The 24214-nt window shown below is 51.9% G+C and carries 23 protein-coding genes, 2 tRNA genes and 2 pseudogenes; 12 read left to right on the top strand and 15 right to left on the bottom strand.

All coding sequences use genetic code 11. From position 1 onward, the window contains the following. From ACTHTQ_RS02900 to ACTHTQ_RS02910, 3 genes and pseudogenes are all read right to left on the bottom strand, one after another. Nucleotides 1-133: pseudogene (locus ACTHTQ_RS02900) on the bottom strand (IS5/IS1182 family transposase); the annotation flags it as partial. A gap of 85 nt (nucleotides 134-218) precedes the next feature. After that, nucleotides 219-416 (bottom strand): hypothetical protein, encoded by a 198-nt coding sequence (locus ACTHTQ_RS02905; protein WP_141752873.1) that lies wholly within the window; start codon nucleotides 414-416, stop codon nucleotides 219-221. A 9-nt stretch (nucleotides 417-425) separates the two neighbouring features. Next, a tRNA-Phe gene (locus ACTHTQ_RS02910) sits at nucleotides 426-501 on the bottom strand. A gap of 204 nt (nucleotides 502-705) precedes the next feature. Between ACTHTQ_RS02910 and ACTHTQ_RS02915 the strand changes: the two genes are divergently transcribed. After that, on the top strand, nucleotides 706-1266 hold the full coding sequence (locus tag ACTHTQ_RS02915; protein WP_440363041.1) for a hypothetical protein: 561 nt from the start codon (nucleotides 706-708) through the stop codon (nucleotides 1264-1266). Nucleotides 1267-1313: 47 nt separating this feature from the next. On the opposite strand, the gene coaD is transcribed toward ACTHTQ_RS02915, so the two are convergent. The 3 genes from coaD to ACTHTQ_RS02930 form a co-directional block, all read right to left on the bottom strand. Further along, nucleotides 1314-1826, bottom strand: coding sequence for a pantetheine-phosphate adenylyltransferase (gene coaD / locus ACTHTQ_RS02920; RefSeq protein WP_154953848.1), 513 nt, complete (start codon nucleotides 1824-1826; stop codon nucleotides 1314-1316). Nucleotides 1827-1933: 107 nt separating this feature from the next. After that, nucleotides 1934-2620: a Bax inhibitor-1 family protein gene (locus ACTHTQ_RS02925; RefSeq protein ID WP_003684643.1), complete on the bottom strand. Its 687-nt coding sequence runs from the start codon at nucleotides 2618-2620 to the stop codon at nucleotides 1934-1936. 164 nt (nucleotides 2621-2784) lie between these two features. Next, entirely contained in the window at nucleotides 2785-3060 is a 276-nt protein-coding gene (locus ACTHTQ_RS02930; protein WP_003682648.1) for an oxidative damage protection protein, read from the bottom strand. 129 nt (nucleotides 3061-3189) lie between these two features. Here ACTHTQ_RS02930 and glnE point away from each other — a divergent pair, with 129 nt between their 5' ends. Next, nucleotides 3190-5874, top strand: coding sequence for a bifunctional [glutamate--ammonia ligase]-adenylyl-L-tyrosine phosphorylase/[glutamate--ammonia-ligase] adenylyltransferase (glnE, locus tag ACTHTQ_RS02935; protein ID WP_440363042.1), 2685 nt, complete (start codon nucleotides 3190-3192; stop codon nucleotides 5872-5874). 106 nt (nucleotides 5875-5980) lie between these two features. Here glnE and ACTHTQ_RS02940 read toward each other — a convergent pair whose 3' ends face one another. Further along, nucleotides 5981-6142, bottom strand: a complete 162-nt coding sequence (locus ACTHTQ_RS02940) for a hypothetical protein (protein ID WP_049351628.1) — start codon at nucleotides 6140-6142, stop codon at nucleotides 5981-5983. Here ACTHTQ_RS02940 and ACTHTQ_RS02945 point away from each other — a divergent pair. After that, a pseudogene (locus ACTHTQ_RS02945) lies at nucleotides 6107-6271 on the top strand (IS1595 family transposase); the annotation flags it as partial. The gene ACTHTQ_RS02940 and the pseudogene ACTHTQ_RS02945 sit on opposite strands and share 36 nt — an antisense overlap. A gap of 38 nt (nucleotides 6272-6309) precedes the next feature. Here ACTHTQ_RS02945 and ACTHTQ_RS02950 read toward each other — a convergent pair. Further along, a complete protein-coding gene (locus tag ACTHTQ_RS02950; protein ID WP_440363043.1) occupies nucleotides 6310-7731 on the bottom strand; it encodes a TIGR00341 family protein in 1422 nt (473 codons plus the stop codon). Between the two features lie 302 nt (nucleotides 7732-8033). Between ACTHTQ_RS02950 and ACTHTQ_RS02955 the strand changes: the two genes are divergently transcribed. The 4 genes from ACTHTQ_RS02955 (at nucleotide 8034) to ACTHTQ_RS02970 (ending at nucleotide 12734) form a co-directional block, all read left to right on the top strand. After that, nucleotides 8034-9128: an FAD-dependent oxidoreductase gene (locus ACTHTQ_RS02955; RefSeq protein WP_440363044.1), complete on the top strand. Its 1095-nt coding sequence runs from the start codon at nucleotides 8034-8036 to the stop codon at nucleotides 9126-9128. 166 nt (nucleotides 9129-9294) lie between these two features. After that, nucleotides 9295-11358 (top strand): glycine--tRNA ligase subunit beta, encoded by a 2064-nt coding sequence (gene glyS, locus ACTHTQ_RS02960; protein WP_440363045.1) that lies wholly within the window; start codon nucleotides 9295-9297, stop codon nucleotides 11356-11358. A gap of 162 nt (nucleotides 11359-11520) precedes the next feature. Next, nucleotides 11521-12600, top strand: a complete 1080-nt coding sequence (gene apbC, locus ACTHTQ_RS02965; RefSeq protein ID WP_070591815.1) for an iron-sulfur cluster carrier protein ApbC — start codon at nucleotides 11521-11523, stop codon at nucleotides 12598-12600. A gap of 58 nt (nucleotides 12601-12658) precedes the next feature. Next, nucleotides 12659-12734 (top strand) — tRNA-Lys (locus tag ACTHTQ_RS02970). A 194-nt stretch (nucleotides 12735-12928) separates the two neighbouring features. Here ACTHTQ_RS02970 and ACTHTQ_RS02975 read toward each other — a convergent pair. The 5 genes from ACTHTQ_RS02975 to ACTHTQ_RS02995 form a co-directional block, all read right to left on the bottom strand. Continuing rightward, a complete protein-coding gene (locus ACTHTQ_RS02975; protein WP_440363046.1) occupies nucleotides 12929-14182 on the bottom strand; it encodes an ABC transporter permease in 1254 nt (417 codons plus the stop codon). Next, on the bottom strand, nucleotides 14179-15093 hold the full coding sequence (locus ACTHTQ_RS02980; RefSeq protein WP_440363047.1) for an ABC transporter ATP-binding protein: 915 nt from the start codon (nucleotides 15091-15093) through the stop codon (nucleotides 14179-14181). The genes ACTHTQ_RS02975 and ACTHTQ_RS02980 overlap by 4 nt, the downstream gene beginning before the upstream one ends. Nucleotides 15094-15121: 28 nt before the next feature. Beyond that, nucleotides 15122-15865 carry an SH3 domain-containing protein gene (locus ACTHTQ_RS02985; protein ID WP_440363048.1) on the bottom strand — a complete coding sequence of 248 codons (744 nt, stop codon included), beginning with the start codon at nucleotides 15863-15865 and terminating at the stop codon, nucleotides 15122-15124. Between the two features lie 79 nt (nucleotides 15866-15944). Next, entirely contained in the window at nucleotides 15945-16943 is a 999-nt protein-coding gene (locus tag ACTHTQ_RS02990; RefSeq protein ID WP_440363049.1) for a BtrH N-terminal domain-containing protein, read from the bottom strand. 71 nt (nucleotides 16944-17014) lie between these two features. Beyond that, complete coding sequence (locus ACTHTQ_RS02995) at nucleotides 17015-17863, bottom strand: RnfABCDGE type electron transport complex subunit B (RefSeq protein ID WP_440363136.1); 849 nt, start codon at nucleotides 17861-17863, stop codon at nucleotides 17015-17017. Between the two features lie 210 nt (nucleotides 17864-18073). Between ACTHTQ_RS02995 and ACTHTQ_RS03000 the strand changes: the two genes are divergently transcribed. After that, the gene (locus tag ACTHTQ_RS03000) at nucleotides 18074-18541 is read left to right on the top strand and encodes a YchJ family protein (RefSeq protein ID WP_070633091.1); all 468 of its coding nucleotides are present in this window, start codon (nucleotides 18074-18076) and stop codon (nucleotides 18539-18541) included. A 266-nt stretch (nucleotides 18542-18807) separates the two neighbouring features. Here the strand turns inward: ACTHTQ_RS03000 and ACTHTQ_RS03005 are convergent, their stop codons facing one another. Beyond that, complete coding sequence (locus ACTHTQ_RS03005; RefSeq protein WP_440363050.1) at nucleotides 18808-19596, bottom strand: inositol monophosphatase family protein; 789 nt, start codon at nucleotides 19594-19596, stop codon at nucleotides 18808-18810. A 164-nt stretch (nucleotides 19597-19760) separates the two neighbouring features. Between ACTHTQ_RS03005 and ACTHTQ_RS03010 the strand changes: the two genes are divergently transcribed. From ACTHTQ_RS03010 to ACTHTQ_RS03025, 4 genes are all read left to right on the top strand, one after another. After that, the gene (locus ACTHTQ_RS03010) at nucleotides 19761-20486 is read left to right on the top strand and encodes a 16S rRNA (uracil(1498)-N(3))-methyltransferase (RefSeq protein ID WP_440363051.1); all 726 of its coding nucleotides are present in this window, start codon (nucleotides 19761-19763) and stop codon (nucleotides 20484-20486) included. Nucleotides 20487-20566: 80 nt separating this feature from the next. Then, on the top strand, nucleotides 20567-20857 hold the full coding sequence (locus ACTHTQ_RS03015; protein ID WP_003748215.1) for an acyl carrier protein: 291 nt from the start codon (nucleotides 20567-20569) through the stop codon (nucleotides 20855-20857). Beyond that, complete coding sequence (locus ACTHTQ_RS03020) at nucleotides 20854-21912, top strand: beta-ketoacyl synthase N-terminal-like domain-containing protein (RefSeq protein ID WP_440363137.1); 1059 nt, start codon at nucleotides 20854-20856, stop codon at nucleotides 21910-21912. The genes ACTHTQ_RS03015 and ACTHTQ_RS03020 overlap by 4 nt, the downstream gene beginning before the upstream one ends. After that, nucleotides 21894-22583, top strand: coding sequence for a hypothetical protein (locus ACTHTQ_RS03025; protein WP_440363052.1), 690 nt, complete (start codon nucleotides 21894-21896; stop codon nucleotides 22581-22583). Before ACTHTQ_RS03020 ends, ACTHTQ_RS03025 begins: the two co-directional genes overlap by 19 nt. Before the next feature lie 108 nt (nucleotides 22584-22691). Here ACTHTQ_RS03025 and ACTHTQ_RS03030 read toward each other — a convergent pair whose 3' ends face one another. Further along, the gene (locus ACTHTQ_RS03030; protein WP_440363053.1) at nucleotides 22692-24089 is read right to left on the bottom strand and encodes a hypothetical protein; all 1398 of its coding nucleotides are present in this window, start codon (nucleotides 24087-24089) and stop codon (nucleotides 22692-22694) included. Between the last annotated feature and the right edge of the window lie 125 nt (nucleotides 24090-24214).

Raw genomic sequence — 24214 nt, forward strand, 5'->3', positions numbered from 1 at the left:
AACGGGTTCTTTGACGATTCAGGTACTGTTCGATCGGTTGCCAATCAATCACCTGATCCAACTTCAATAGTGGGAAGCGGTCGATGTGTTTGGCAATCATGGCTTGTGCGGTTTGTTGGAAGAAGGTACTCATGAGAAATCCCCTAAATGTCTTGGTAGGAATTTAGGTGGTTTGGGGGGATTTTGCAAAGGTGTCATTCAGTATGTTTGCGAAGGTTTCAGCCGGTTTGGATGGAAGTGCCGTATTCTGTCGGAATGGGGCGGTAAAGCGGATTTTTATGCCATGCCAACATAAACAACGGCCGTCTGAAAATTTTCAGACGGCCTTGTGTGGAAATCGGGACGCATGGTCTGGAACGGGATTTGCGCTTAAAGCATACGTTCAAATCGTATAGATAAAAAAATAACCGCTTCAAGGCGGTTGGTGGTGGCCAGAGGCGGAATCGAACCGCCGACACACGGATTTTCAATCCGTTGCTCTACCAACTGAGCTATCTGGCCTTCGCGTGTTTCGTTGCGAGATGTGAATTAAACCAAATTTCGTTGCCTTGTGCAAGCGTTTGTAGGCTTTATTTTTGAGGCGGTAAATTAAGATTTTGTTTTGTATTGAATTATTTTTCGTTTTAATTGGCGGTTTTTAGGTTTGCCGGTTTGATTTTCAGACGGCCTAAGATACAATCGGCTTTTTTGCTTTGGATTTATGCCATGCTGTATGTGTTTGTTCGTGATATGTGGGATGTTTTGCGTTTGCGCTATCGTTCGCCGGAGACGTATTTGTATTCGCCTCTGGTAATGGCGGCGGTGTTGCTGCTGTTGGGTGTGGTGAACGCGGTCAGCATGTCGCCTTTGTTTGGCAGTGGCGCGGCGGCGGTGTGCCTGTCGGTAATTTTGGTAATTGTGAAATGGTTGGTGTTGAGCCGCTCGATGCGCAAGGTGCTGCATTATTACGGCGCGCCCCAGCTGCCTTTGTGGGGCTTTATTTTGGTGTCTGAGGCTTTGCTGCTGCCGCTGTTGCTGGTGTTGTATGTGCCGGCGTTGGCTGCGTTTGCGCTGTTGTGGCAAGCTTGGGTTTTTGTGGTGCAGGTGCGCGGTTTGATGTGGATGGGAAATGCGACGGTAGGCCGTGTTTTGGTGGGCTATGTGTTGTATGGTATCGGCGTGCTGTGTGTGGGTACGGTAATTTTGATGCTGTTTATTGCCGCCGGTTGGTTGGACATGGAAATGTTGAATCAAAACCTGCAGGCGTTGATGTCTGCTCGTAAATAATCAATGGAAATTGGAAGGCCGTCTGAAATGTTCAGACGGCCTTTGTTTTATGTGTTTGTTTCGTGGTCTTGCAGGATTTTTTGATAGACGGGGTCGGGGAGGTAGCGGCCTATCATGTCGCGCCAGCCTTGTGGGCCGACCAAGCCTTTGACCATGGTGGAGGACACTTCGGCTATTTCGCGCGGCGGCATCAGGAAGACGGTGGAGATTTCGGGGGCGATGTCGCTGTTGATGTAGCGCATCGAGCGTTCGTATTCGTAGTCGGCGGAGGAACGGATGCCGCGGACGATGAAATTGGCGTTGGCTTCGCGGGCGTAATCGACCAAAAAGCGGTTTTCAAACACGCTGATGCGGACGTTGGGGAAGGGGTGGGTAATGGCATCGAGCATGGCGCGGCGTTCTTCTATGGTGTAGGTGCTGCGCTTTTCGGGATTGGTGCCGATGGCGACGATGAGTTCGTCAAAGAGGGATTGGGCTTCCTGTATCATCCACAGGTGGCCGAGGGTGGGAGGGTCGAAGCTGCCTGCGTACACGGCACGGCGCGGAGTGGTCGTGGTCATTTTGTGTTGGGAATGGGGTTTGTGTGGCGTTCAGGATAGGGGAGTTTGCCGGTGATGTCAAAAATCAAAAAGGCCGTCTGAAATTTCAGACGGCCTTTGCGGCTTTATCAGTCGTCACCGCTAATAGAGATGAGGATTCTCAAGAGGCTGCTGAAAATGTTGTAGATGGAGATGAAGATGGTCAGCGCCGCGCTGATGTGGCTGTCTTCACCGCCGTCGATAACGGTACGCACCTGCCACATAATCATCAGGGAACTGAAGACAACGAAGCCGGCCGCGATGGTCAGGCTCAGGGCAGGGATGTTGAGGAAGATGTTGGCCACAACGGCAATCATAAGTACGATCGCACCGGCACCGAGGAAGCTGCCGAGTTTGTTCATGTTCATTGTGGTGCGGCGTGCCATAGCGGACATGGTGAAGAATACACCGGCGGTCATGGCGGCGGCCGTACCGACGATTTGCGCGCCGTTGTTAATCGCTAAGGCGTATTGCAACATAGGGCTGATGGCAAGGCCCATGCCGAAAGTGAAGATCATCAACAGGGCTACGCCGACGTTGCTGTAACGGTTTTTCTCGATCAGGAAGGTCATGCCGTAGAAGAAGCCGAAGAAGGCGGCCAGGGCAACATAGTATGAACCGAACATGGCGAAAATGTTAAAGCCTGTTTTGGCGGAAAAGAACGCGCCGGCAACGGCAGGAATGAAAGACAGGCCGAGCAGGCGGTAAGTTTTTTGCAGGACGGTATTTTTGGCAACCGAACCTTGCGAGGTATAGTCGTAAACGTCGTTTTGCATGGCGTTTGCTCCAATGTGGATTGAAAATGAATGAAATTTGGATTTTAACAGAGAATCAGGGGTTTGTATGATTTATCTGTTCTATTTGCCTAATATGCGGGGAAATCGGGAATTTTAAAGGCCGTCTGAAAATCGGGTTTCAGACGGCCTTGGCTTTTCAATGCTTATTTAGGCTCTTGCGGAACATAGCCTTGTACGGCATCTGCGCCGTCGCCGAAGAAGTATTGTTCCATCTGCTGTGCGAGGTATTCGCGTGCGCGCGGATCGGCAAGGCTTAAGCGGTTTTCGTTGATGAGCATGGTTTGGTGACGGGTCCAAGCCATCCATGCTTCTTGGGAAACGTTTTCAAAAATGCGTTTGCCCAATTCGTTGGGCAGCGGCGGAAATTTCATGCCTTCGGCTTCTTTGCCGAGTTTGACGCAGTGAACCATACGGGTCATGGCGGTTTCCTTATGTGGGGGTTGTAAAGGTTGGTATTTTAGCCGATTGCACGGATAGGGGAAAGCGTGGGTTTCAGACGGCCTGAAACCTTGCTATGATGGTCTTTTCTGTTTATTCAGGCAAAGATTATGAACCGCCTCGATACTGCCCGCCGTTATTCCCTTTTTCTCGCCCGCAACCTTGATTCCGGCAAACTCAAGCCCGAAATTTTCCTGCCCATGCTGGATAAGGTGTTGACCGAAGCTGATTTTCAAGCCTTTGCCGATTGGGGCAAAATCCGCGCGGAAGAAAATGAGGAAGAATTGGCGCGGCAGTTGCGCGAGTTGCGCCGTTATGTCGTGTCGCAGATTATCGTGCGCGATATCAACCGCATCAGCGATTTGAACGAAGTAACCCGCACGATTACGCTGTTTGCCGATTTTGCCGTCAATACCGCGTTGGACTTTTCCTACGCCTATTATCAGGACATGTACGGCACGCCGATCGGGCGTTATACGAAATCGCCGCAGCATTTGAGCGTGGTGGCGATGGGCAAGGCGGGCGGCTATGAGTTGAACGTGTCTTCCGACATCGATTTGATTTTCGTCTATCCCGAATCAGGCGACACCGACGGCAGGCGCGAACGCGGCAACCAAGAGTTTTTCACCAAAGTCGGGCAGAAACTGATTGCGCTGCTGAACGACATTACCGCCGACGGGCAGGTGTTCCGCGTCGATATGCGGCTGCGGCCGGACGGTGATTCGGGCGCGCTGGTGTTGAGTGAAACCGCGCTGGAGCAATATTTGATTACACAAGGGCGAGAATGGGAACGCTATGCATGGTGCAAAGGCCGCGTGGTTACACCGTATCCGAACGACATCAAATCGCTGGTGCGCCCCTTCGTATTCCGCAAATATCTAGATTACAGCGCGTATGAGGCGATGCGCAACCTGCACCGCCAAATCCGCAGCGAAGTCAGCAAAAAAGGCATGGCGGACAACATCAAACTCGGCGCAGGCGGCATCCGCGAAGTTGAATTCATTGCCCAGATTTTCCAAATGATACGCGGCGGCCAAATGCGCGTGCTGCAACTGAAAGGCACGCAGGAAACGCTGAAGAAACTTGCCGAATTGGGCATCATGCCGCCTGAAAACGTCGAAACCCTGCTGGCCGCCTACCGCTTCCTGCGCGACGTCGAACACCGCCTGCAATACTGGGACGACCAGCAAACCCAAACCCTGCCCGCCTCGCCCGAACAGCAGCAACTGCTCGCCGAAAGCATGGGCTTCGACAGCTACGCTGCCTTTTCAGACGACCTCAATGCCCATCGGAACAAAGTCAATCAGTTGTTCAACGAAATTTTGAGCGAACCCGAAGAGCAAACACAGGACAACAGCGAATGGCAATGGGCATGGCAGGAAAAGCCTGACGAAGAAGAGCGGCAAGGTCGTCTGAAAGAACACGGGTTCGATGCCGAAACCATCGCCGCAAGGCTCGACCAAATCCGGCACGGTCATAAATACCGCCACCTTTCCGCACACGCCCAGCCGCGTTTCGACGCCATTGTGCCGCTGTTCGTACAAGCGGCGGCAGCGCAAACCAACCCGACCGATACACTGATGCGGCTGTTTGATTTCCTCGAAAACATCAGCCGCCGCTCCGCCTATCTCGCCTTCCTCAACGAACATCCGCAAACCTTGGCGCGACTGGCGCAGATTATGAGCCAAAGCTCATGGGTGGCGGCGTATCTGAGCAAATACCCGATTCTGCTGGACGAACTCATCAGCGCGCAGCTTTTGGATACCGAGTTTAACTGGCAAGCCCTCGCCGCCGCCCTTTCAGACGACCTCAAAGCCTGCGGCGGCGACACCGAAGCGCAAATGGACACCCTGCGCCGCTTCCAGCACGCCCAAGTCTTCCGCCTTGCCGTCCAAGACCTCGCCGGACTGTGGACGGTAGAATCCCTCTCCGACCAACTTTCCGCCCTCGCCGACACCATCCTCGCCGCCGCCCTGCCATGCGCGTGGGCGGACATGCCCAAAAAACACCGCGACACACCGCAATTCGCCGTCGTCGGCTACGGCAAACTCGGCGGCAAAGAACTCGGCTACGCCTCCGACCTCGACCTCGTCTACCTCTACGACGATCCCCATCCCGACGCAGGCGACGTATACAGCCGCCTTGCCCGCCGTCTGACCAACTGGCTTTCCGCCGCCACCGGCGCAGGCAGCCTCTACGAAACCGACCTTCGCCTGCGCCCCAACGGCGACGCAGGTTTCCTCGCCCACAGCATCGCCGCCTTTGAAAAATACCAGCGCGAAAACGCCTGGACATGGGAACACCAATCCCTTACCCGCGCCCGTTTTATCTGCGGTACGCCTGATGTTCAGACGGCCTTCGACCGCATCCGCACCGAAATGCTGACCGCCGAACGCGACCAAACCGTTTTAGCAGGCGAAATCATCGAAATGCGCGAAAAAATGTTCCCCACCCATCCGCCTGCCGACAACAACGTCAAATACGCGCGCGGCGGCGTGGTCGATGTCGAATTTATCGTCCAATACCTCATCCTTGCCCATGCCCGCCAATATCCGCAACTCTTGGACAACTACGGCAACATCGCCCTCTTGAACATTGCCGCCGACTGCGGCCTCATCGACAAAACCCTCGCCGAACAAAGCCGCACCGCCTACCGCTTCTACCGCCAGCAGCAACACAACACCAAACTGCGCGATGCCAAAAAAACCGAAGTGACGGACGAATTGCTGACCCATTACGGCAATGTGCGAAAACTATGGCAGGAAGTATTCGGGGCAGAAGTAAAGTTCGGATAAGTAGCCATTTATCCGATTAAGGCATACTTTCGGGCATAAAAAAACGTTGTTTGGTGAACCTAATAAAAAGGCCGTCTGAAACTTTTCAGACGGCCTTTTATGGTATTTATTCTTCTTCCTCTTCCTGTTCTGCCTCTGCAGGTTTTTCAAGGAAGTTGCCTGCCAACCACAGTAAAGCGCCACTACCCGTAATGCCTGCTTTAATCCATAGGGCGGTATCTTCGACCCATTCGTAAATCCAGACCAAAACTTTTGGTACCGCGTTCATATAATTCAAACCGAATGCCAAATCGATCGCAAATCTTTTCCGCTGTTCTTGAAAGAATGCGAATTTCGGTTTAACTTCGGCATACCGTCTCAACGGTTTAAAATCCTGCGGGATTGGTGTCGAATTTAGAGCTAATCTACGTTAGCCCCAAATATTTTGGAGAATGGCTATTTGTCCAAAACTTTAGCATTGACTAACAAGCGCACCGCTGTACCTTCATAACGCTGGTTCAACCACGCCTGTAAGCGTTCGTGATCTTTGGCAGGCAGAGGCTCCTTAAATTCGAGCGAGACCACGACAATATCGTTACTTATGTCTGCCTGTTTGTTTTGACTGCTTTCAGGCTGCTCCTGTGTAGTGGGTGCCGTTTGCGCTTTCTCCCAAACCAAGCCGCGTCCGACAACGATTTTTTCCGCTTCCGGATATTGGGCTTTTAATTCCTTGAGTACCGCAGCATCGTCAGCACCGGCAGTTTTACCTGCAAGCACGGTATCTATGTAGGCTTGTTGCTCTTTCAACTCATTTTGCTGCTGCGCCGAGTTGTTTCGGCTTGCCAGCAATTCTTCGATTTTAGCATCGTCCCCTCCCGCATAGACCACGTTGACCTTCGGCGCTTTCACACCTGACACTTCAAGGCTCTTCACCAATAAGGCAGAAATTTTCTCAGCATTGCCCGTTCCGTTGACAATCAGACCGACCATATTTTCTCTGTGGTTCAAAATCTTACGCAGCACGAAAAAACCTTCCTGTTGCTGTGCGGTGGCAATGGCGGAATTGGCTTTGGTGTTGAAGATCTCCTGACGCACCAGTCCTGATGCCATATAGCCGCTCGGAATCATCACAGCCAGTACGACGGCGGTAATAATGATACTTTGCAACCGGCGTTTGGATTCCGTTACCAACCCCCTGCGCGGCAGCTTGAGCAGCTTGGAAAACAACAAGGTCGAAAAAGCGATGAACACGCAGTTGATGGCAAACAGATAAAAAGCGCCGAAAAAATATTGCCAGTTGCCATGAGCCAGTCCGTAGCCCGCGGTACACAGTGGCGGCATCAATGCGGTCGCAATCGCCACACCCGGTATGGCATTGCCTCCTTCTTTTCGGGTCTGCGCCACAATGCCCGCACTACCGCCGAAGAAGGCAATCAACACATCCCAAAGAGTCGGCTGAGTACGCGCCAAAAGCTCACTTTGCGCCTCTTTAAGCGGGGTTAACAGGAAATACAACGTAGCGGTAATCAAGCTGATGACGACAAATATAATAATATTGCGTGCCGCTTGGCGGATCAGCGTAGTATCGCCGACCGCCAAACCATAACCCATACCGACTATCGGCCCCATCAACGGCGAAATCAACATTGCGCCGATCACTACCGCCGTGCTGTTGACATTCAGACCGATACTCGCCACAGCAATGGCAAATATCAATACCCACATATTGGTTCCGGACACCCGAGTATTGGCACGAATGACGGAATCGATTTTGTCAGGATGAGCTTGGTCATGTGCAAGATTGAACACATCTTGCAACTTGGTCATGGCAACGTTGTCTGCTACTTCCTGTTTTTTACTATTTTCTAGTTCTTGCATGTTCTTACCTTTATGCCGAGGATAAATAACGTACTGCCCAAGCTTTTCATTATTATTCCTTATAAAATTAAATGTGTGCATCAAAGCCAATCAGCGGTGCAATGAAGCTGAGTGAATGTGAATATGTCAAAAGATGGAATTATAGTAGGTTTTATGTAAGGAAGATTTTTTGTTTACGTAGTACTGATTTAGCTTAAGCATGATCTGCAAAAACTGTTCTCATTTTCTGTCGATATTGTGATACAGCAAAACAAGTTCTAAAATATGCTGCTTATTTAGATATTAAAAACAAGGAGAAACTGATGTCTAAGGTTGCGGTACTCGGTGGCGGTCTTTCTGGCCGTCTGATGGCGTTCCAATTGGCAGAACAGGATATTTCGGTCGAGTTGTTTGAGAAAGGTGAACGCAACGGCGAACAAGCCGCCGCTTATGTTGCCGCGGCCATGTTGGCGCCGTCTGCAGAAGCGGTGGAGGCAACGCCCGAAGTCATTCGTTTGGGCAAACAAAGCATTGCGCTTTGGCGCACGATTGTCGGCCGTCTGAATACGCCGGTGATGATGCAGGAAAACGGCAGCCTGATTGTTTGGCACACGCAGGACAAGCCGCTTTCTGCCGAGTTTGCACGTCATTTGAAGCGCGGCGGTGTGGCGGAACATGAAACCATACGTTGGAACGCGGATGAAATTGCAGCAAACGAACCACAACTGGCAGGGCGGTTTTCAGACGGCCTGTATCTGCCGACGGAAGGGCAGCTGGATGGACGGCAGGTATTGAATGCGCTTGCCGATGCTTTGGAATCGATGAATGTAGCGTGCCATTGGTCGTGCGAACGCGAAGTTGAAGATTTAGCGGCGCAATACGATTGGGTTATCGACTGCCGCGGTTATGGCGCAAAAGCAGCGTGGAACAGGCCGTCTGAAAGCGTTTTGCGCGGCGTTCGCGGCGAAGTGGCGCGCGTTTACGCCCCTGAAATCGAGCTGTCCCGCCCCGTGCGCCTGCTGCATCCGCGCTATCCTTTATACATCGCGCCGAAGGAAAACCATATTTTTGTGATTGGTGCGACCCAAATCGAAAGCGAAAGCCAAGCGCCGGCAAGCGTGCGTTCCGGTTTGGAACTTTTGTCCGCGCTGTATGCCGTGCATCCGGCATTTGGCGAGGCAAACCTTTTGGAACTGGCCACCGGCCTGCGCCCGACTTTAAACCACCACAACCCCGAAATCCGCTTCAACCGCGACCGCCGCCTGATTGAAGTCAACGGCCTGTTCCGCCACGGCTTTATGATTTCCCCGGCCGTTACCGGCGCGGCCGTGCGTTTGGCCGGTGCGCTGTTTGCCGGAAGCGACATTCCCGAATACGACGAAACCAGCGGTTTGCCGTATATCCGCGCCGCAAATTGAAGCCGTTGCGGACGAAGTTGCTTGAAAATCGGGCAAATTGTTTGTGAAAGACAGCCACAGGCCGTCTGAAAATGATAAAATCGCCGTCAATTCAATTAACCTTGCATCTGAAACCGCATCATGCCGTTTCAGACGCCAAACCAATTTCCTATTTAACGATAAGCACATGACAACCCAAACCCTTTTAATCGAACTTCTCACTGAAGAACTCCCGCCAAAGGCCCTCAATAATCTGGGCAACCATTTTGCCGCTTCCGTTGCCGAAGGCTTGGAAAAAGCGCAACTGATTGACGGCGCAGCCGAATACACTGCTTACGCTTCTCCGCGCCGTTTGGCCGTTCAAGTCAAAAACGTGAAAGCCGTTCAAGCCGATCAAAAAATCGTGAAAAAAGGCCCGGCCGTGGCGAATGCTATGAAAGACGGTGCGCCGACTAAGGCTTTGGAAGGTTTTGCGCGCGGTGCAGGTGCGAAAATCGAAGACCTGACCATCATCAATGACGGCAAGCAAGACGTGTACGCCTACGAGTACGTCCAAACCGGCAAACCGCTGGGCGAGCTTTTGGAAGACATCATCAATGCCGCAGTGAAAAAACTGCCGATTCCAAAAGTAATGCGTTGGGGCAGCAGCACATTTACTTTCGTTCGTCCCGTACACCGCCTGATCGTGCTGCACGGTGGCGACATCGTAAACGTCAGCGTTTTGGGTCTGCAAAGCGGCAACAAAACATTGGGTCACCGCTTCCTTTCCAGCGGCGAAATCGCTATTGAAAATGCCGACAGCTACGCCGCACAAATGCGCGAGCAAGGCAAAGTGGAAGCATCGTTTGCCGAACGCAAAGCCGCCATTCAGACGGCCTTGAACGAGCAGGCAGGCCGTCTGAACGCAACCGTTGCCGCCGATGAAGCCTTGTTGGACGAAGTGACCGCATTGGTCGAATGGCCTGTGGTATTGGAAGCCGGTTTTGAAGAACACTTCCTCGCCGTGCCTCAAGAATGCTTGATTCTAACCATGCAGCAAAACCAAAAATACTTCCCGCTGCTCGATCAAAACGGCAAGCTGATGAACAGCTTCCTGCTGGTGTCCAACCTGCAAACCGAAGACCCGTCACACATCATCCAAGGAAACGAACGCGTATTGCGCGCGCGTTTGTCTGATGCCGAGTTCTTCTACAAACAAGACCAAAAAGCGACTTTGGAAAGCCGCCTGCCCAAATTGGCGAATGTGGTTTATCACAACAAAATCGGCTCGCAAGCCGAACGCATCGAACGCCTGCAAAGCATCGCCGCCCACATCGCCAAAGCATTGGGCGCGGACGCCGCAGCAGCCGAACGCGCCGCGCGTTTGGCAAAAGCCGACTTGGTGACCGAAATGGTCGGCGAATTCCCTGAACTGCAAGGCACGATGGGCAAATACTATGCCCGCTTGGACGGCGAAACCGAAGAAATCGCCGAAGCCATCGAGCAACACTACCAACCGCGCTTTGCCGGCGACAACCTGCCAGAGGGCAAAGTGGCAACCGCCGTTGCTTTGGCTGATAAACTGGAAACCTTGGTCGGCATTTGGGGCATCGGTCTGATCCCGACCGGCGACAAAGACCCATACGCCCTGCGCCGCTCCGCATTGGGTATTTTGCGTATGCTGATGCAGTACGGTTTGGACGTAAACGAACTGATTCAGACGGCCTTCAACAGCTTCCCGCAAGGTTTGCTCAACGAAAAAACGCCGTCTGAAACCGCCGACTTCATGCAGGCGCGTTTGGCCGTGTTGCTGCAAAACGATTATCCGCAAGACATCGTTGCCGCCGTATTGGCGAAACAGCCGCGCCGTTTGGACGACGTAGTGGCCAAACTGCAAGCCGTTGCCGCGTTCAAACAGCTGCCTGAAGCCGCCGCATTGGCCGCAGCCAACAAACGCGTGCAAAACCTGCTGAAAAAAGCCGATGCCGCGCTGGGCGAAGTCGATGAAAGCCTGCTGCAACAAGATGAAGAAAAAGCCCTGTACGCCGCCGCGCAAGGTTTGCAGCCGAAAATCTCCGCCGCCGTTGCCGAAAGTAATTTCCAAACTGCTTTGTCCGAGCTGGCTTCCGTCAAGCCGCAAGTCGATGCATTTTTCGACGGCGTGATGGTAATGGCCGAAGATGCCGCCGTGAAACAAAACCGTTTGAACCTGCTGAACCGCTTGGCAGAACAAATGAACGCAGTTGCCGACATTGCGCTCTTGAGCGAATAAGACCGCGTTTTAGTTGACTCTCTTTTCAGGCTGCCCGATGTTTCAGGCAGCCTGAAGTTTTTTGGGCGTATCCCTTGTATGGCGTTCAAGGGTATAATTCGGCAGATTTGTCGCACAACAAATCGCGCACATAAACAATTTCCCACATTCAAGAGGCAGATTATGAATATCCCAGCCATCCGAACCGCACTCGATGCCGTATTGATTCCCCATACAATGCGCACCTTAGGCAGCGAAAAAGCCGTTACACTCCTTGAAGAGCGTTCAGACGGCCTGCATATCGGCCTGAAATTCGCGTTCCCAGTTGCCCATATTGCCGCAGACATTGCCAACGCCCTCCAAGAAGCCGTCATGGCACATACCGGCGACACTCATATCCACTTAAGTATCGATACCGAAATCGGTACGCACAAAGTCCAACCCGGCGTGGCGACCATCAAAGGCGTGAAAAACATTATTGCTGTTGCATCCGGCAAAGGCGGTGTCGGCAAATCAACGACCACTGCCAACCTTGCCACCGCAATGGCCAGAATGGGCGCGCGCGTCGGCGTACTCGATGCCGACCTGTACGGCCCAAGCCAGCCCACCATGCTCGGCGTACAAGACCGCAAACCCGACCAACAAAACAAAAAACTGATTCCCGTTGAAGCCGAAAGCGGCATTCAAGTGATGTCCATCGGTTTTCTGGTCGATACTGACCAAGCCGTCGTTTGGCGCGGCCCGATGGTCAGCCAAGCCTTGCAACAGCTGATGTTCCAAAGCGAATGGGACAATGTTGACTATCTCTTCATCGACCTGCCGCCCGGTACCGGCGATATCCAATTGACCCTGTCGCAAAAAATCCCCGTGACCGGCTCCGTTGTTGTCACCACGCCGCAAGACATCGCCCTGATTGATGCACGCAAAGCCGTGGATATGTTCAACAAAGTCAATATCCCGATTTTGGGCGTTTTGGAAAATATGTCTGTCCATATCTGCTCCAACTGCGGCCATGCCGAAGCAATCTTTGGCGCAGAAGGTGGTAAAAACTTAGCAGAGCGTTTGAACGTACCGTTGCTCGGCCAGCTTCCGTTGAGCCTGCCTGTACGCGAAGCCATGGACAGCGGCACATCTTCGGCCTTGTTTGAAAACAACCAAACCATCGCCGACATCTACACCGAAGCCGCATTCCAAATCGCGCTGGCCATTGCAGATAAAGGCAAAGACTTCAGCAGCCGCTTCCCGAAAATCGTCGTCGAATAAAAAAGTTTAAAAAAGTGTTGACAGCTGTGTGCCCCATCTCTATAATGCACAGCTTATCGGGTCGTTAGCTCAGTCGGTAGAGCAGCGGACTTTTAATCCGTTGGTCGAGCGTTCGAATCGCTCACGACCCACCAAATATGAAAACCTGCTTTGAAAAAAGCAGGTTTTTTTACGTTTGGAGTTTAGGATTTTGTTGAGCATATTTTGTTATTGAAACAATCCATAGCACATCAAGCATCAGGCCGTCTGAAAGATATTTTCAGACGGCCTGAAGTTTTATAGGAATGGTTTTGAGAAATAAGTTTTCTACTTAGTGCAGACAAACGGTTTAAAACCTTACCTGCGTCTGCAACTGCCTACGATAAACCAATACGGCAGCAGTCAGCGTGGCAAAAGAGAATGCAGACAATAAAAGCAGATAACGGCCGATTCCGTCCAGTCCGCTGCGGTTGAGCAGCAATTCCTGAAAAGCCTTCAAGCCCCAAGCCATCGGGGAAATCCAAGTGAGTTGCTGCATGGTTTCGGGCATGACGTGGGCGGGGACCATAATGCCGCCGATTGCCGCCATCAGGATAATGCCGCCGCCGCCGAGTACGACGGCGTGTTCAGTAGATTTGGCGCAGACGCTGATTAACAGCGCGTAGCCAAGTGCGGCAGCGCTGACGGCGGCGGACAGCAGAGCGTAGGGAGCAAGGCTGCCGTTGAGTATGAGGGCGGGCACGCCGATTTCGGGCAGCAGGTAGCGGCCGAGCAGCAGCATTCCGACAAACTGAAGCTGGTTAATCAGGAAATAGGGGATGAGTTTGGCGGCAATCAGGCCGGACGCGGAGGCGCGGGCGAGGCGCAGGCGGGTGATGGTGTTGGTCTGGCGTTCCAGCGCCATGACGTTCGACAGCGGTATCATGATGAAAAACATACCGAAAATCAGCCATGCGGGTACGCTGTGCTGTACGGCGTTGGGTTTTTCAACCTTGCCGCTGCCTGCGCTCAGGTAGTGTTCTTCCAGCATTTTTTTATCTAAAAAGGTTTGCACGGCGGCGAATTGTTCGTCGTTTTTTTCATCGACTTTTTTCTGGATGTCTTTGCGGATGGCGCGGGGCAGTTTTTTATTGTCGATTTTGATGCCGTCGTTGTTGTCGAAATAGGCGTCCAGCCGCGTTTGGGTGTAGTGCTGCTGCAAAACGCCTTTGACCGCCGCCAGCCATGAAGGCTCGGTATCGGGCGGTACATAGATTTGCAAGGCTTTGTTGTCGGCGATTTTGTTGGAAGCGGCGTTCGGGTTGTACAGCACCAGTTGGAAACGTTTGTCGTGTAGGCCGTTTTGCGCGTCGGTCAGTTTTTCAGACGACATCAGCGTGACATGAATTTGCTCTTTTTCCAACGCGGCGGCCAGTGCGGTATTGATACTGTCGTTTGCCGCGCCAACCAGCGCGATACGGCTGTCGGTGTGCGGATCTTGGTCGCGGCTCAGCGCCAACGACATAATCAGCATGAAGGCGATGGGCATCACAAACAACACGGCCAAACCGTGCAGGTCGCGGCAGAGCAGTTTGAGTTCTTTGAGGAGGGAGGAAGTCGTCATTGTGGATTTTGCTTATCTGTTACCGGTTCGTCTTTGCGCAGGAAATCAAGGTAAAACGTTTCCAGCGAACCGTGTCCCTGCTGGAAGTAGCGGATTTGCGCGCCGCTTTGTTGCAGGGCGGCGTAAACGGCGGCGGCATCGTATGTGGTTTCCATCATGCCGCGGCTGTCCACTTGCTTGGCACCCAAAGCAGCCAGCGTTTGAGGCGGCAGCGGCGGTTCGACGGTAAAACGCACGACACCGGTTTGCGTGCTTAAAAGCTCGTCCAAACCGCCGTGGTACACCAGCTTGCCGTGTTGCAGCAGCGCGATTTTGCCGCAAAGCTGCTCGATTTCTGACAGATAGTGCGAGGTGTAAACCACCGTTACCCCCTGCCGCGTCAAACCCGCCACGCTGTCGAGGATAAAGCGGCGCGACTGCGGGTCAATGCCGACCGTGATTTCGTCGAGGAACACCAGTTGCGGCGTGTTAATCAGGCCGATGGCAAAATTCAGACGACGTTTAAGCCCGCCCGAAAGATTCTTCGCCGTCTTGTTTTTGTGGGCGGTCAGGTCGGTCTGTTCCAACAGCGCGTTCAGACGGCCTTTGTCGCGCACTTTGTAAAGCGAGGCGAAAAACAGCAGGTTGTCCCACACAGAAAGCTGCGGATAAAACGCAAAATCCTGCGGCACCAAACCGATTTTCTGCCGCTCGCTGCGGCTCAACAGGCGCAACGGCTTGCCGTCAAACAAAATTTCGCCCTGCCGTACTTCCTGCAAGCCTGCCAAAAGCGACATTAGCGTTGTTTTCCCTGCACCGTTGTGGCCGAGCAGCCCCAAACATTCGCCGTCGGCAATATCGAACGACACATTGTCCAGCGCGGCAGTTTCGGCTTTGGGATAACGGTGGGAGAGGGATTGGATTTGAATCATGGTTTCAGACGGCCTTTTCGAGCGATATTTAAATCGCAGCACCCCATAAATAACGGCGCTGGAATTTGCCGTCCTTAAATATAAAGCAGACGCCGAAGGGATCACCGTCCGAACCTTGTCTGCCGAACAGATAAAGCGTCTTATTGCTGTCGCGATAATAGGCTTCCCAGCCTTGATACACATTGCTGTCGCGTGCGGTGGAGGCAAAATCGGGCGAAAAGAGTCCTTGCAGTTCGGCAGCGGGAACCGCTTGACCGTTTAGCGTGATGCGTTCAAGCGCGAACACGCTTTTTGGAATGTCGTAGTCTGTACCATAGAAAGGTTTGCCTCGATAGAGCCGCGCGGTGTATTTGTCTTTGTTGATACCCGAGAAATCACTGCGTTTAGAGTGGATGCGGCGGGCAACGATATGTACCTTTTGTCCGTTGCCGGACAAAGTCAGCGTATCGTCGCGACCGGATTGTTCGCGCAGGCGGACGAAGTTTTTGTCGGAGGCGGGAAATATCAGACGGCTGTAATGGATGAAACCGTAGTCTTCTGCGGCAGGTTGTTGCAGCTGGGCAGTACAGAAACTCAGGCTGCCTTCACCGCCGTCACCCAAACATTCCAACGGTGTGCCGTTGGGAATTTTTGCCAAGACTTTGGCATTCAAATTTGGGCTTTTGCGCAAGTTGGTGTGTCCGTCGGCATCATGCACCAAGGCAAAGCCGTTTGGCGGCGCGGCATGGGTTAAGGCGGAACACAATAATAAGACAGTAGTTAGGTAACGCATTTTTAATTTCTTTTAGTTTTCAGACGGCCTGATTTCAAAACTGTACGCGGCGGATTGAGTTAAGCCGCAGGATTCCCCATTATTTCAATAATCCCCGCCACAAGGCTTCCTCATCATCCGCAATCTTGCGCAAAAATGCGGCGATTTCGCGGCAGCCGTTTTTGGACGGCTTTTTGCACTGCTTCACGCACATCGCTGCAAACTGCCGCCATTGGTCGCCGATGGCGGTCATTTGTTCTGAGGCCGTCTGAAACGCAGGTTCGTTGCAGATATGGGCGGCTTGTTCGAGGAAGTAGGCGTAGATGTAGCGGAAACCTGCGCCGCCGGTGCCGATTTCTTCCTGCATCCGTACCAAATGGCCGAGAAACAGTTTTTGGTATTTGTCGTTTTGTTTGGCGGGCAGGGATTCGATTTTTTTGGCCAGCGTGCGGATACCTTTTACGCCGATGAAAAAGACCGGTGCGAGCATATGTTTGGCGTTTTTGCGTATGGCTTTGCGGATAATGGCGGGCAAGTCTGCCATGATTTTTTCAGACGACCTGTCGTTTTCCAGCGTGTACATCATGCCTTTTGCCGCCAATACACCTTTGGCGAAGCGCGCCCGCTGCAAATCTTCGGCGGCGCAGCGCTGCACGGTTTCAAATACGGGGTCGCTGATCAGGTAGTCGCCGCCGTCTTTGCCGTATACCAAGAGATTGTGTGCGTTGAAATGGAAACGCATTTGCGGCGGGAAATACGGCAGCCAGAATACGGAGGTCTGCAAACCCGCCAGCTTGCCCGATGAAAGCGCGGCATCCAGCGCGTCTTGTCCCTTTTGGGCATTGGAAAATTTGCGGACGGACAATTTCAGCCCCAATGCCTTGCAGGTGTTTTTGATGATGCCGCGCGGTGCGATGCGGTAGGAAACCAGCGGCATGCCGTTTAATTTGATCAGCGGCATCCAGACAAATGTCAGTGCGTGGGCAATACCGAAAATCATGGCTTCGTCTAAATTGTGGCCATGGTATTTGAGCAGGGTGGACATCACACCGCTTTCGCAATGAGCGGTATGCTGGTGTGGAAATTCTTGTGTGGTCATAAAGTTATTGGTTTTCGTGCAATGTTTTCAGACGGCCTGATGCGGTCGGAATGGGTTTGTTATTTTGGAAATCAGCGGGCTTCTTTGGCCGCTTCCTGCTCAGCTTTGTAGCGGCGCAGAAACTCGATGGCAGCGGCTTTTTCGGCTTCGTTGCCGTATTTGGCATCACGTTGGGCGCGGCGCAGTTCGGCGCGTTCTTTGGCTTCTTCGATTTGGCGCGCTTTGAAGTCTTCGCGGTTGTCGGAGGAGACGAGTTTGTCCTGTTGCGATTGCGCTTTTGCCATGGCTTTAGCAATCAAATCCATGGGGTTGAATGCGGCGCTTGGTGCGGCTGTTTGGGTTTGTGCCTGTGCGGCCTGTTTGGCTTTGACGGCGGCTTCGCGTTGCGCCAGCAGGGCTTTGCGTTCGGCATCGTCGCGCTGTTTGCGCGCGGTATGGCGTTCAAAACGGCTTTGTGCGTGTTCGGCGGCGGCAAAGCGCGGTTCGGCAGAGGTGCTGAAACGGCGTGCGGACGGCAGGAAGGGCTGCGATACGGGAACCATGTCGATGCAGTCGACGGGGCAGGGGGTAACGCACAAGCCGCAGCCGGTGCATTCGTCGCTGATGACGGTGTGCATCAGTTTGGACGCGCCCATAATGGCATCGACAGGGCAGGCGCGGATGCAGGCGGTACAGCCGATGCAGATAGCTTCGTCAATCAGGGCTACGGCTTTGATTTGCGTTTTTGCCGGAGCGAGGTAGGGCTTGCCCAATAGGTCGGCCAGGTCTTTCATGACGGTTTCCCCACCCGGTGCGCACAGGTTTACCGATGCTTCTCCTGCCGACAGGGCGCGCGCATAGGGTAGGCAGCCTTCATAACCGCACTCACGGCATTGGGTTTGCGGCAACAGGCGGCTGATGCTTTGGATGGGAATGGTCATCATGGATAGTCAAAATCGAAAAGGCGCATTATATCAGATTGTTGCGTTTGTTTTGGCGAAACCCGCTTTGCTTATTTTAGCGAAACTCTCCACGCTCGTTTTGGTAAACTCGTTACAATCGTTTTGGCGAAACTCGCTACACTCATTTTCAGACGGCCTGAGTCAGGTTTACGTTATAATTTTGAAATGGATTTATTCGGGTAATTAGGAATGACGGCTACACTTTGCCCCTGTCAGTCGGGGCGTGTTTATACGGAATGTTGCGCACCGTTTCATGCGCGTGAGGCGGCGGCCTCGACGGCGGAAGAGTTGATGCGTTCGCGTTACAGTGCGTATGTTTTGCAGGAAATCGACTATATCGTGGACACGACTGTCCCTGAGCAGCAGAATTTGTTGGACAAGCAGGATTTGGCGGTATGGAGTAAGCAGACGCAGTGGTCGGGATTGAAGGTTATCCGTCATGTGCCGTTTGGCAAGCTGCATGCTTTGGTCGAGTTTGAGGCGTATTTTGAAGAGAACGGGCAAACTGAGTGCCATCATGAATTGTCGGCGTTTGTGAAAATAGACGGGCGTTGGTACTTTATTGATCCGACCGTTGCTTTGCCGACGATGAAACAGCCTTGTTTGTGCGGTTCGGGCAAAAAGTTTAAGGCGTGTTGCGGACAGTTTTTCAAATAGTAGTGTAAACAGAGGCCGTCTGAACGTTCAGACGGCCTGAGCGGTTTTTGCAGATAAAAAAAACCATTCATACTAAGGGAGAAGTATGAATGGCCAATACATTGCGGGAAAACGTCTTACTTGCTGCACCGCCCAAAAGGGATGAAAGAGCGGTGTTGTGTCAGCGATTAATATTCTACCGTTTTTAGTATTAAATGCTGTTAAGAAGTGAAATAATTTCAATAAATTGCAAGATAATCGTGATTTTTTGAAGATAAACGGCATTTTTACTGATTTTCTCGAATCCATTTCACCCATTGCTGAAACAGTTCAGGTTGCAATGCGGCGATGACGGAACGCTTGAATACATGTTCGCCGCTCCAAAAATCGTCGCCTTCCAAAGTGGTCAGGCAGCCGCCGGCTTCTTCAAAAATCAATGCGCCGGCAGCGTAGTCCCAAAGCTTTTGTCCGCCGTGGATGTAAATATCGTAGCGGCCGCTGGCAAGATAGCACCAGTCGAGCGTGCTGCTGCCCATGCTGCGGATTGTGCCGAATGGGGCAAGGGTATTCATGCGGCTGGCGAGTTTGCCCGAACGCAGGTATTTGATTTCTACGCCGGCAATGGATTCGTTGAGTTTTTTGTTTTCGGAGCGCAGCGGTAGCGGCGTACCGTTGAGGAATGCGCCTTTGCCGCGTTCGGCATAGAAACATTCGCCGCTGACCGGATTGTAAATCACGCCCAATTCGGAGTGGCCGTTTTTAACCAGTGCGACGGATACGGCAAAATGCGGCAAACCGTTGACGAAGTTGTTTGTGCCGTCGATGGGGTCGACAATCCACAGGCCGTCTGAATGTTCGTTCCACAAACGGGTTTGCTCCTGAACGCTCATCTCCTCGCCCAGCATCGGACAATCCTCCAATAAGGGCAGGGCGGCGGCAAAAGCGGTTTGTGCGGCCAAATCTGCTTCACTCAAAACCGAGCCGTCTTCCTTGCGTCGTGACGGCGTGTTCAGAAAACGCGGCATGACTTCGGTTTGGGCGATGTGGCGGACGACTTTCTGTAAACGGTATAGCACGGCGTATCCTTGTTTTTTGCAGTTTTGCGTGACAGTGGATTAAAATTCAGGAAGTTTTCAAATTATAGTGGATGAAATCGAAATCAGGCAGGCAAGTGTATGCCGCCGTGTTTCAATTTTGTTCACGAAAGTTCAAATTATATACATGAATAAAGCAGGAAACCATGCCCCGATTTTATGTTGATTTTGCCTTAAGCCCCGACAGCGTGGTCGAATTGCCCGATAATGTGGTGCGCCATTTGAATGTATTGCGCGTGAAAAACACGGAAGAAATCGTGTTGTTTAACGGCAATGGCAAGGCATATCCGGCTTTGCCCGAAGTTTTAGAAAAACGCCGCGCCAGCGTGCGGATTTTGCGTGAAGAGGCAACGGACAACGAATCGCCGCTGAACATTACGTTGGTACAGGCGGTATCCTCCGCCGAGCGCATGGATTTCACTTTGCAGAAAAGCGTGGAATTGGGTGTGGCAGAAATTCGCCCGGTCATCAGCGAACGCTGTGTCGTCCGCTTGAGCGGCGAACGTGCTGAAAAGCGGGTGGCGCGTTGGCAGGAAATTGTTGTTTCAGCGTGTGAACAAAGCGGCCGCAATATTGTGCCGAAGGTTTTGCCGCTGACGACTTATGCACAGGCATTGCAACAGTTGCCGCAGGAAACGGCCAAACTGTTAATGAGCTTGAACCGCGCACAAAAACTGAGCGATGTTCGGCCGCAATCCGGCAAAGTCGTGTTTATGGTCGGCCCAGAAGGCGGCTGGACGGAGAAGGAAGAGCAGCAGGCATTTGATGCCGGTTTTCAATCCGTTACGCTTGGCAAACGGGTGTTGCGTACCGAAACCGCCTCACTTGCGGCCATTGCCGCCATGCAGACGCTTTGGGGCGATTTTGCATAAAGTTCGGGCCGTCTGAAAACGAGCGTAGCGAGTTTCGCTAAAATGAGCTGCTTCAAGAGATAAAAATGGGGGTTTAAAAAATGTCTTACACCTTTACACTGGCCGAGCACGAGCTGGAAGCGGAATTGAAAAAGTTAATCGTGCAAGAGGCCGATAAGGCCGATGATGTGGATATGGATGATTTTACCGACGATGCACTTTTGTTTGGCGATGACAGTCCGGTCGGTTTGGATTCGCTTGATGCGCTGCAAATCAGCGTTGCCTTGCAACAGTATTTCCAAGTGCGCCTGCAGGGCGACCGGATGGTGCGCAAACATATGATGTGCGTACGCGATTTGGCGGCGTTTATCCGTGCGGAGCATGGCGCGTGAGTTGGGTTTGCGGTACGGCGGCCACTTCTGCCTTGAATCCGCAAACGGATTTCAGACGGCCTGATGCGGTGTCTTATACGTTTTTAAACCAACCGCAGCAGGCTGCTTATTTTCGTGCATTCGCAGGCGACAGTTTGGGGCGGAAGGAATTTGCGGATATTGCCGAACAACATTTGCGCCGAGCCGCTGAAAGTGCAGGCTGGCCGTCTGAAAGCTGGCATGATGCGCCGGTGTTTATCGGTTCCAGTTCCTATTCCATCTCCGAATATGAAAACCGCCATTTTGCGGGCAATAGGGCGGTAGAAGAACACAATTTGCTTTATCTCGCCGAAGATTTGCGCCGGCGCAGCGGCAATCGGCAGATTTTTAGTTTCGCTACTGCCTGCACTTCATCTGCTCACGCGCTGATTCAGGCGGATAATTGTTTGCGCGACGGGGCGGAGCGTGCCTTTGTGCTTGGCATTGAAAACCTCAACCGGCTGACTTTACTGCATTTTCACAGCTTGGGTTTGCTGGCCGAGCAGTATCGGCCTTTTGGCGGAAACGGTTTGATTTTAGGCGAAGGTGTTGCCGCACTTGCCTTATCTTCCGCTGCTCCCGAATCTTCTTCAGGCCGTCTGAAACTTATTGGACACGCCGCCAATACAGGCAATGACCTGATTCAAAGCGATGGCCAAGCGCAAGAGCAGGTGATGCGCCGAGCGTTAGACATTGCAGGCATCGCTCCTGAAAGCATTACAGCCGTTAAAACACACGGCATCGGCACGGCTGACAGCGATGCCGCCGAATTGGCCGCACTGGAAAATATATTCGGTACACTGCCGCCTTTGATGGCGTTTAAGCCGCAAATCGGACACACGCTTGGCGCAACGGCAGCCCTCGAAACGGCTTTGCTTTTATCCGCTTTAAAACAAGGCGGAAGCAGCGATTATCAGGGGCGGGAAATTCGTTTTTCCGAGTGCGCGGCTTCACAAAAAGGCGGCTTTTTCTGTTTGGCCAATCAGTTTGGTTTTGGCGGCAGCAACACATCTTTGGTATGGCAATGGCAACCGTAAATCCTAATATCCGTATTACCGCCGCCGTGCGTTTTGATACTGACGCCGGCACCGGCGGTAAAATCCTCAAACAAACCTTAAAGCAGCAAAGCGGTATAGATACCCGCCGCCTCAGCCGCTTGAGTTTGATTGCCTCGCTTGGTGCAGGGCAGTTAAAGGAACAAAGCGAAATCCGTTCTGATTGCGCTGTTTTTCTCGGTACACCATTTTCTTCGCCATCCGTATTTGAAAAAATGGCAGACAATGTGCTGAACCATCACGCCGCGATGCCGTTTGACTTTATCGCCAATCTGCACAACTCTCCCGTTTTTCATGCCGCGCAAGCGTTAGGCACGCATGGTGCAACTTTGGTCGTGGCTGCTGACAACAATGTGGATACCTGCTTTCATCCATTATTGCTGGCGATGCAGTCTGTGCAAAATGGCGGACAAGCTGCGGTTGGCTGGGCATATGAACATCAAGCAGCTCATGCCGATACCCATGAAGGCAGTATTTGGATGTTGCTTGAAGCCGGTGCAGAGCAGGGTGTTCCCATTGTGTTGAATGATGAAGTGATGCAGGCTGATAGGCCATCTGAAAAGCCGCAATATTATTGGCAAAATATCGCCGATTGGATAGAAGAAGTAATGGCGCATGAGGGTAGGGATGTGAAGAAATATACTTTGGCGTAATTAGCAAATGATTTTAGAGAAAGTATTTGTCTGTTAAATAAAAAAGTTTACGTCATTAAAAAGGCCGTCTGAAATATTTTCAGACGGCCTTTTTGTATCAAAAACCAATCAACGAGACATCTCGCCTCGAATAGCGCGGATATTCGCTTGACGGGCGTTGATGGTATGGGTCAGTTGTTGGATTTTAATCTGGTCGCCTTTTTGTTTGGCCGCATTCAGCTGGGTTTGAAGGTGGGTAATAGCGGCCTGTTCATTGCGTACTTCGGTCTGCAATATCTGTTTGCGGGTTTCTTTAGGGCTTGGCTTAGGAGCCGGCGTAACCACAGGAGCAGTACGGATAACAGGGGCTTTGTATTTGCTGTATGAAGAGGCGCGTGATTTGTTCTGACGGTTGCGCAGGATAATATTGAGGCGCGGATTGGCGGCTTCGGCTGTATTGGTCACACTTGTAATTGGAATATGGGGCAAAATTTTAATATCGTTGTAAACATTGCTTGGATCAAACGGAATATTAGCAGCAGGTGTATATGCCTTAGGGAAAGGTGTTTGCGCGGATGTTTTGCTTTGATCTACCGGGGAAACCGTTGTAGCAGGTTTATTTGGTACATTTGATTCTACTGTTGGCGCAACAACGGTTTTAATCGTTTGTTCGTTAGCCGTGTTTGCGACAGTTGTTTTACCAGTATTGGTGTTTTTTGCATTATATCGGGTTGAGGTTTTGGTATAGGCTTTACCTTTACGCTTGGTTTCAACTTTGATAGGTGTTTTGTCAATTGCTTCATCTGAGGTAATTACGGTTTGGTTATTTTGTTTGGCCGTAGTTTTATCAGGTGTTTGGGGTAAAACAACAGGATTCTGAATAATTGTTTGAGGGAGTTGAATCGCAGATGTTGTTGGAAGGGTTTGCGTAATAGGGGTAGGAGTATTGTTTGGAGTTTGAACAGCCATAGTTTGAGGCTGTGTAGTAGCAGACATGACCTTGAGAACGTCGGTAGTGTCAATTTCAGACTTTATTGTAGGGGCAGTGTCTAAAACAGCTGTATCGCTGAGAATGGCAAGGCCGTCAGCAACGTTTTTGTCAATTTGAGAAGTTAGACGTGCTTGCGCAATAGGAATGGAAATAGGTGCGGGAATACCGTATTCATTTCGAGTAACAACGACTGGGGTTTGTACCGCAGGCGTTGCTTGAGAAGCATGAGCGTAGTCAGCGGCAGATGCTTTAAATTCTGTTGTTTGTACCGTTTTTAAAGCGGACATATCATTGAGAATGGCGGAACCATTTGTAACGGATTTATTAGTTGGTTCAGATTCAGTGAATACGTTAGGTTCTGCAACAATGCCGCTCTCTGTGGTGGTGTTTGTGTCAACTACGCGGCAGGTATTGTTGATCTGGTATGAAGCATAAACAGTGATGCCTTCAACATTGCAGACATACTCGGCAGCGTTGGCGGCGGCAGGGAGGGTCAGGCTGAGGGCAATGGCGGTTTTGCAGAAAAACGGTTTCATAAAGGCAATAGAATCAGGTTGTTTGTTTAAAGTGTAATTATACTATGTACACTGTCAGCATCCGCCAACTTATTTTTAGGCGGTGTAAAACTGTGGCTGGAAGGTTGAAAATTGGAACAAAAGAT

The organism is Neisseria sp. P0020.S003, assembly GCF_051957095.1.
Lineage (GTDB): Bacteria > Pseudomonadota > Gammaproteobacteria > Burkholderiales > Neisseriaceae > Neisseria > Neisseria subflava.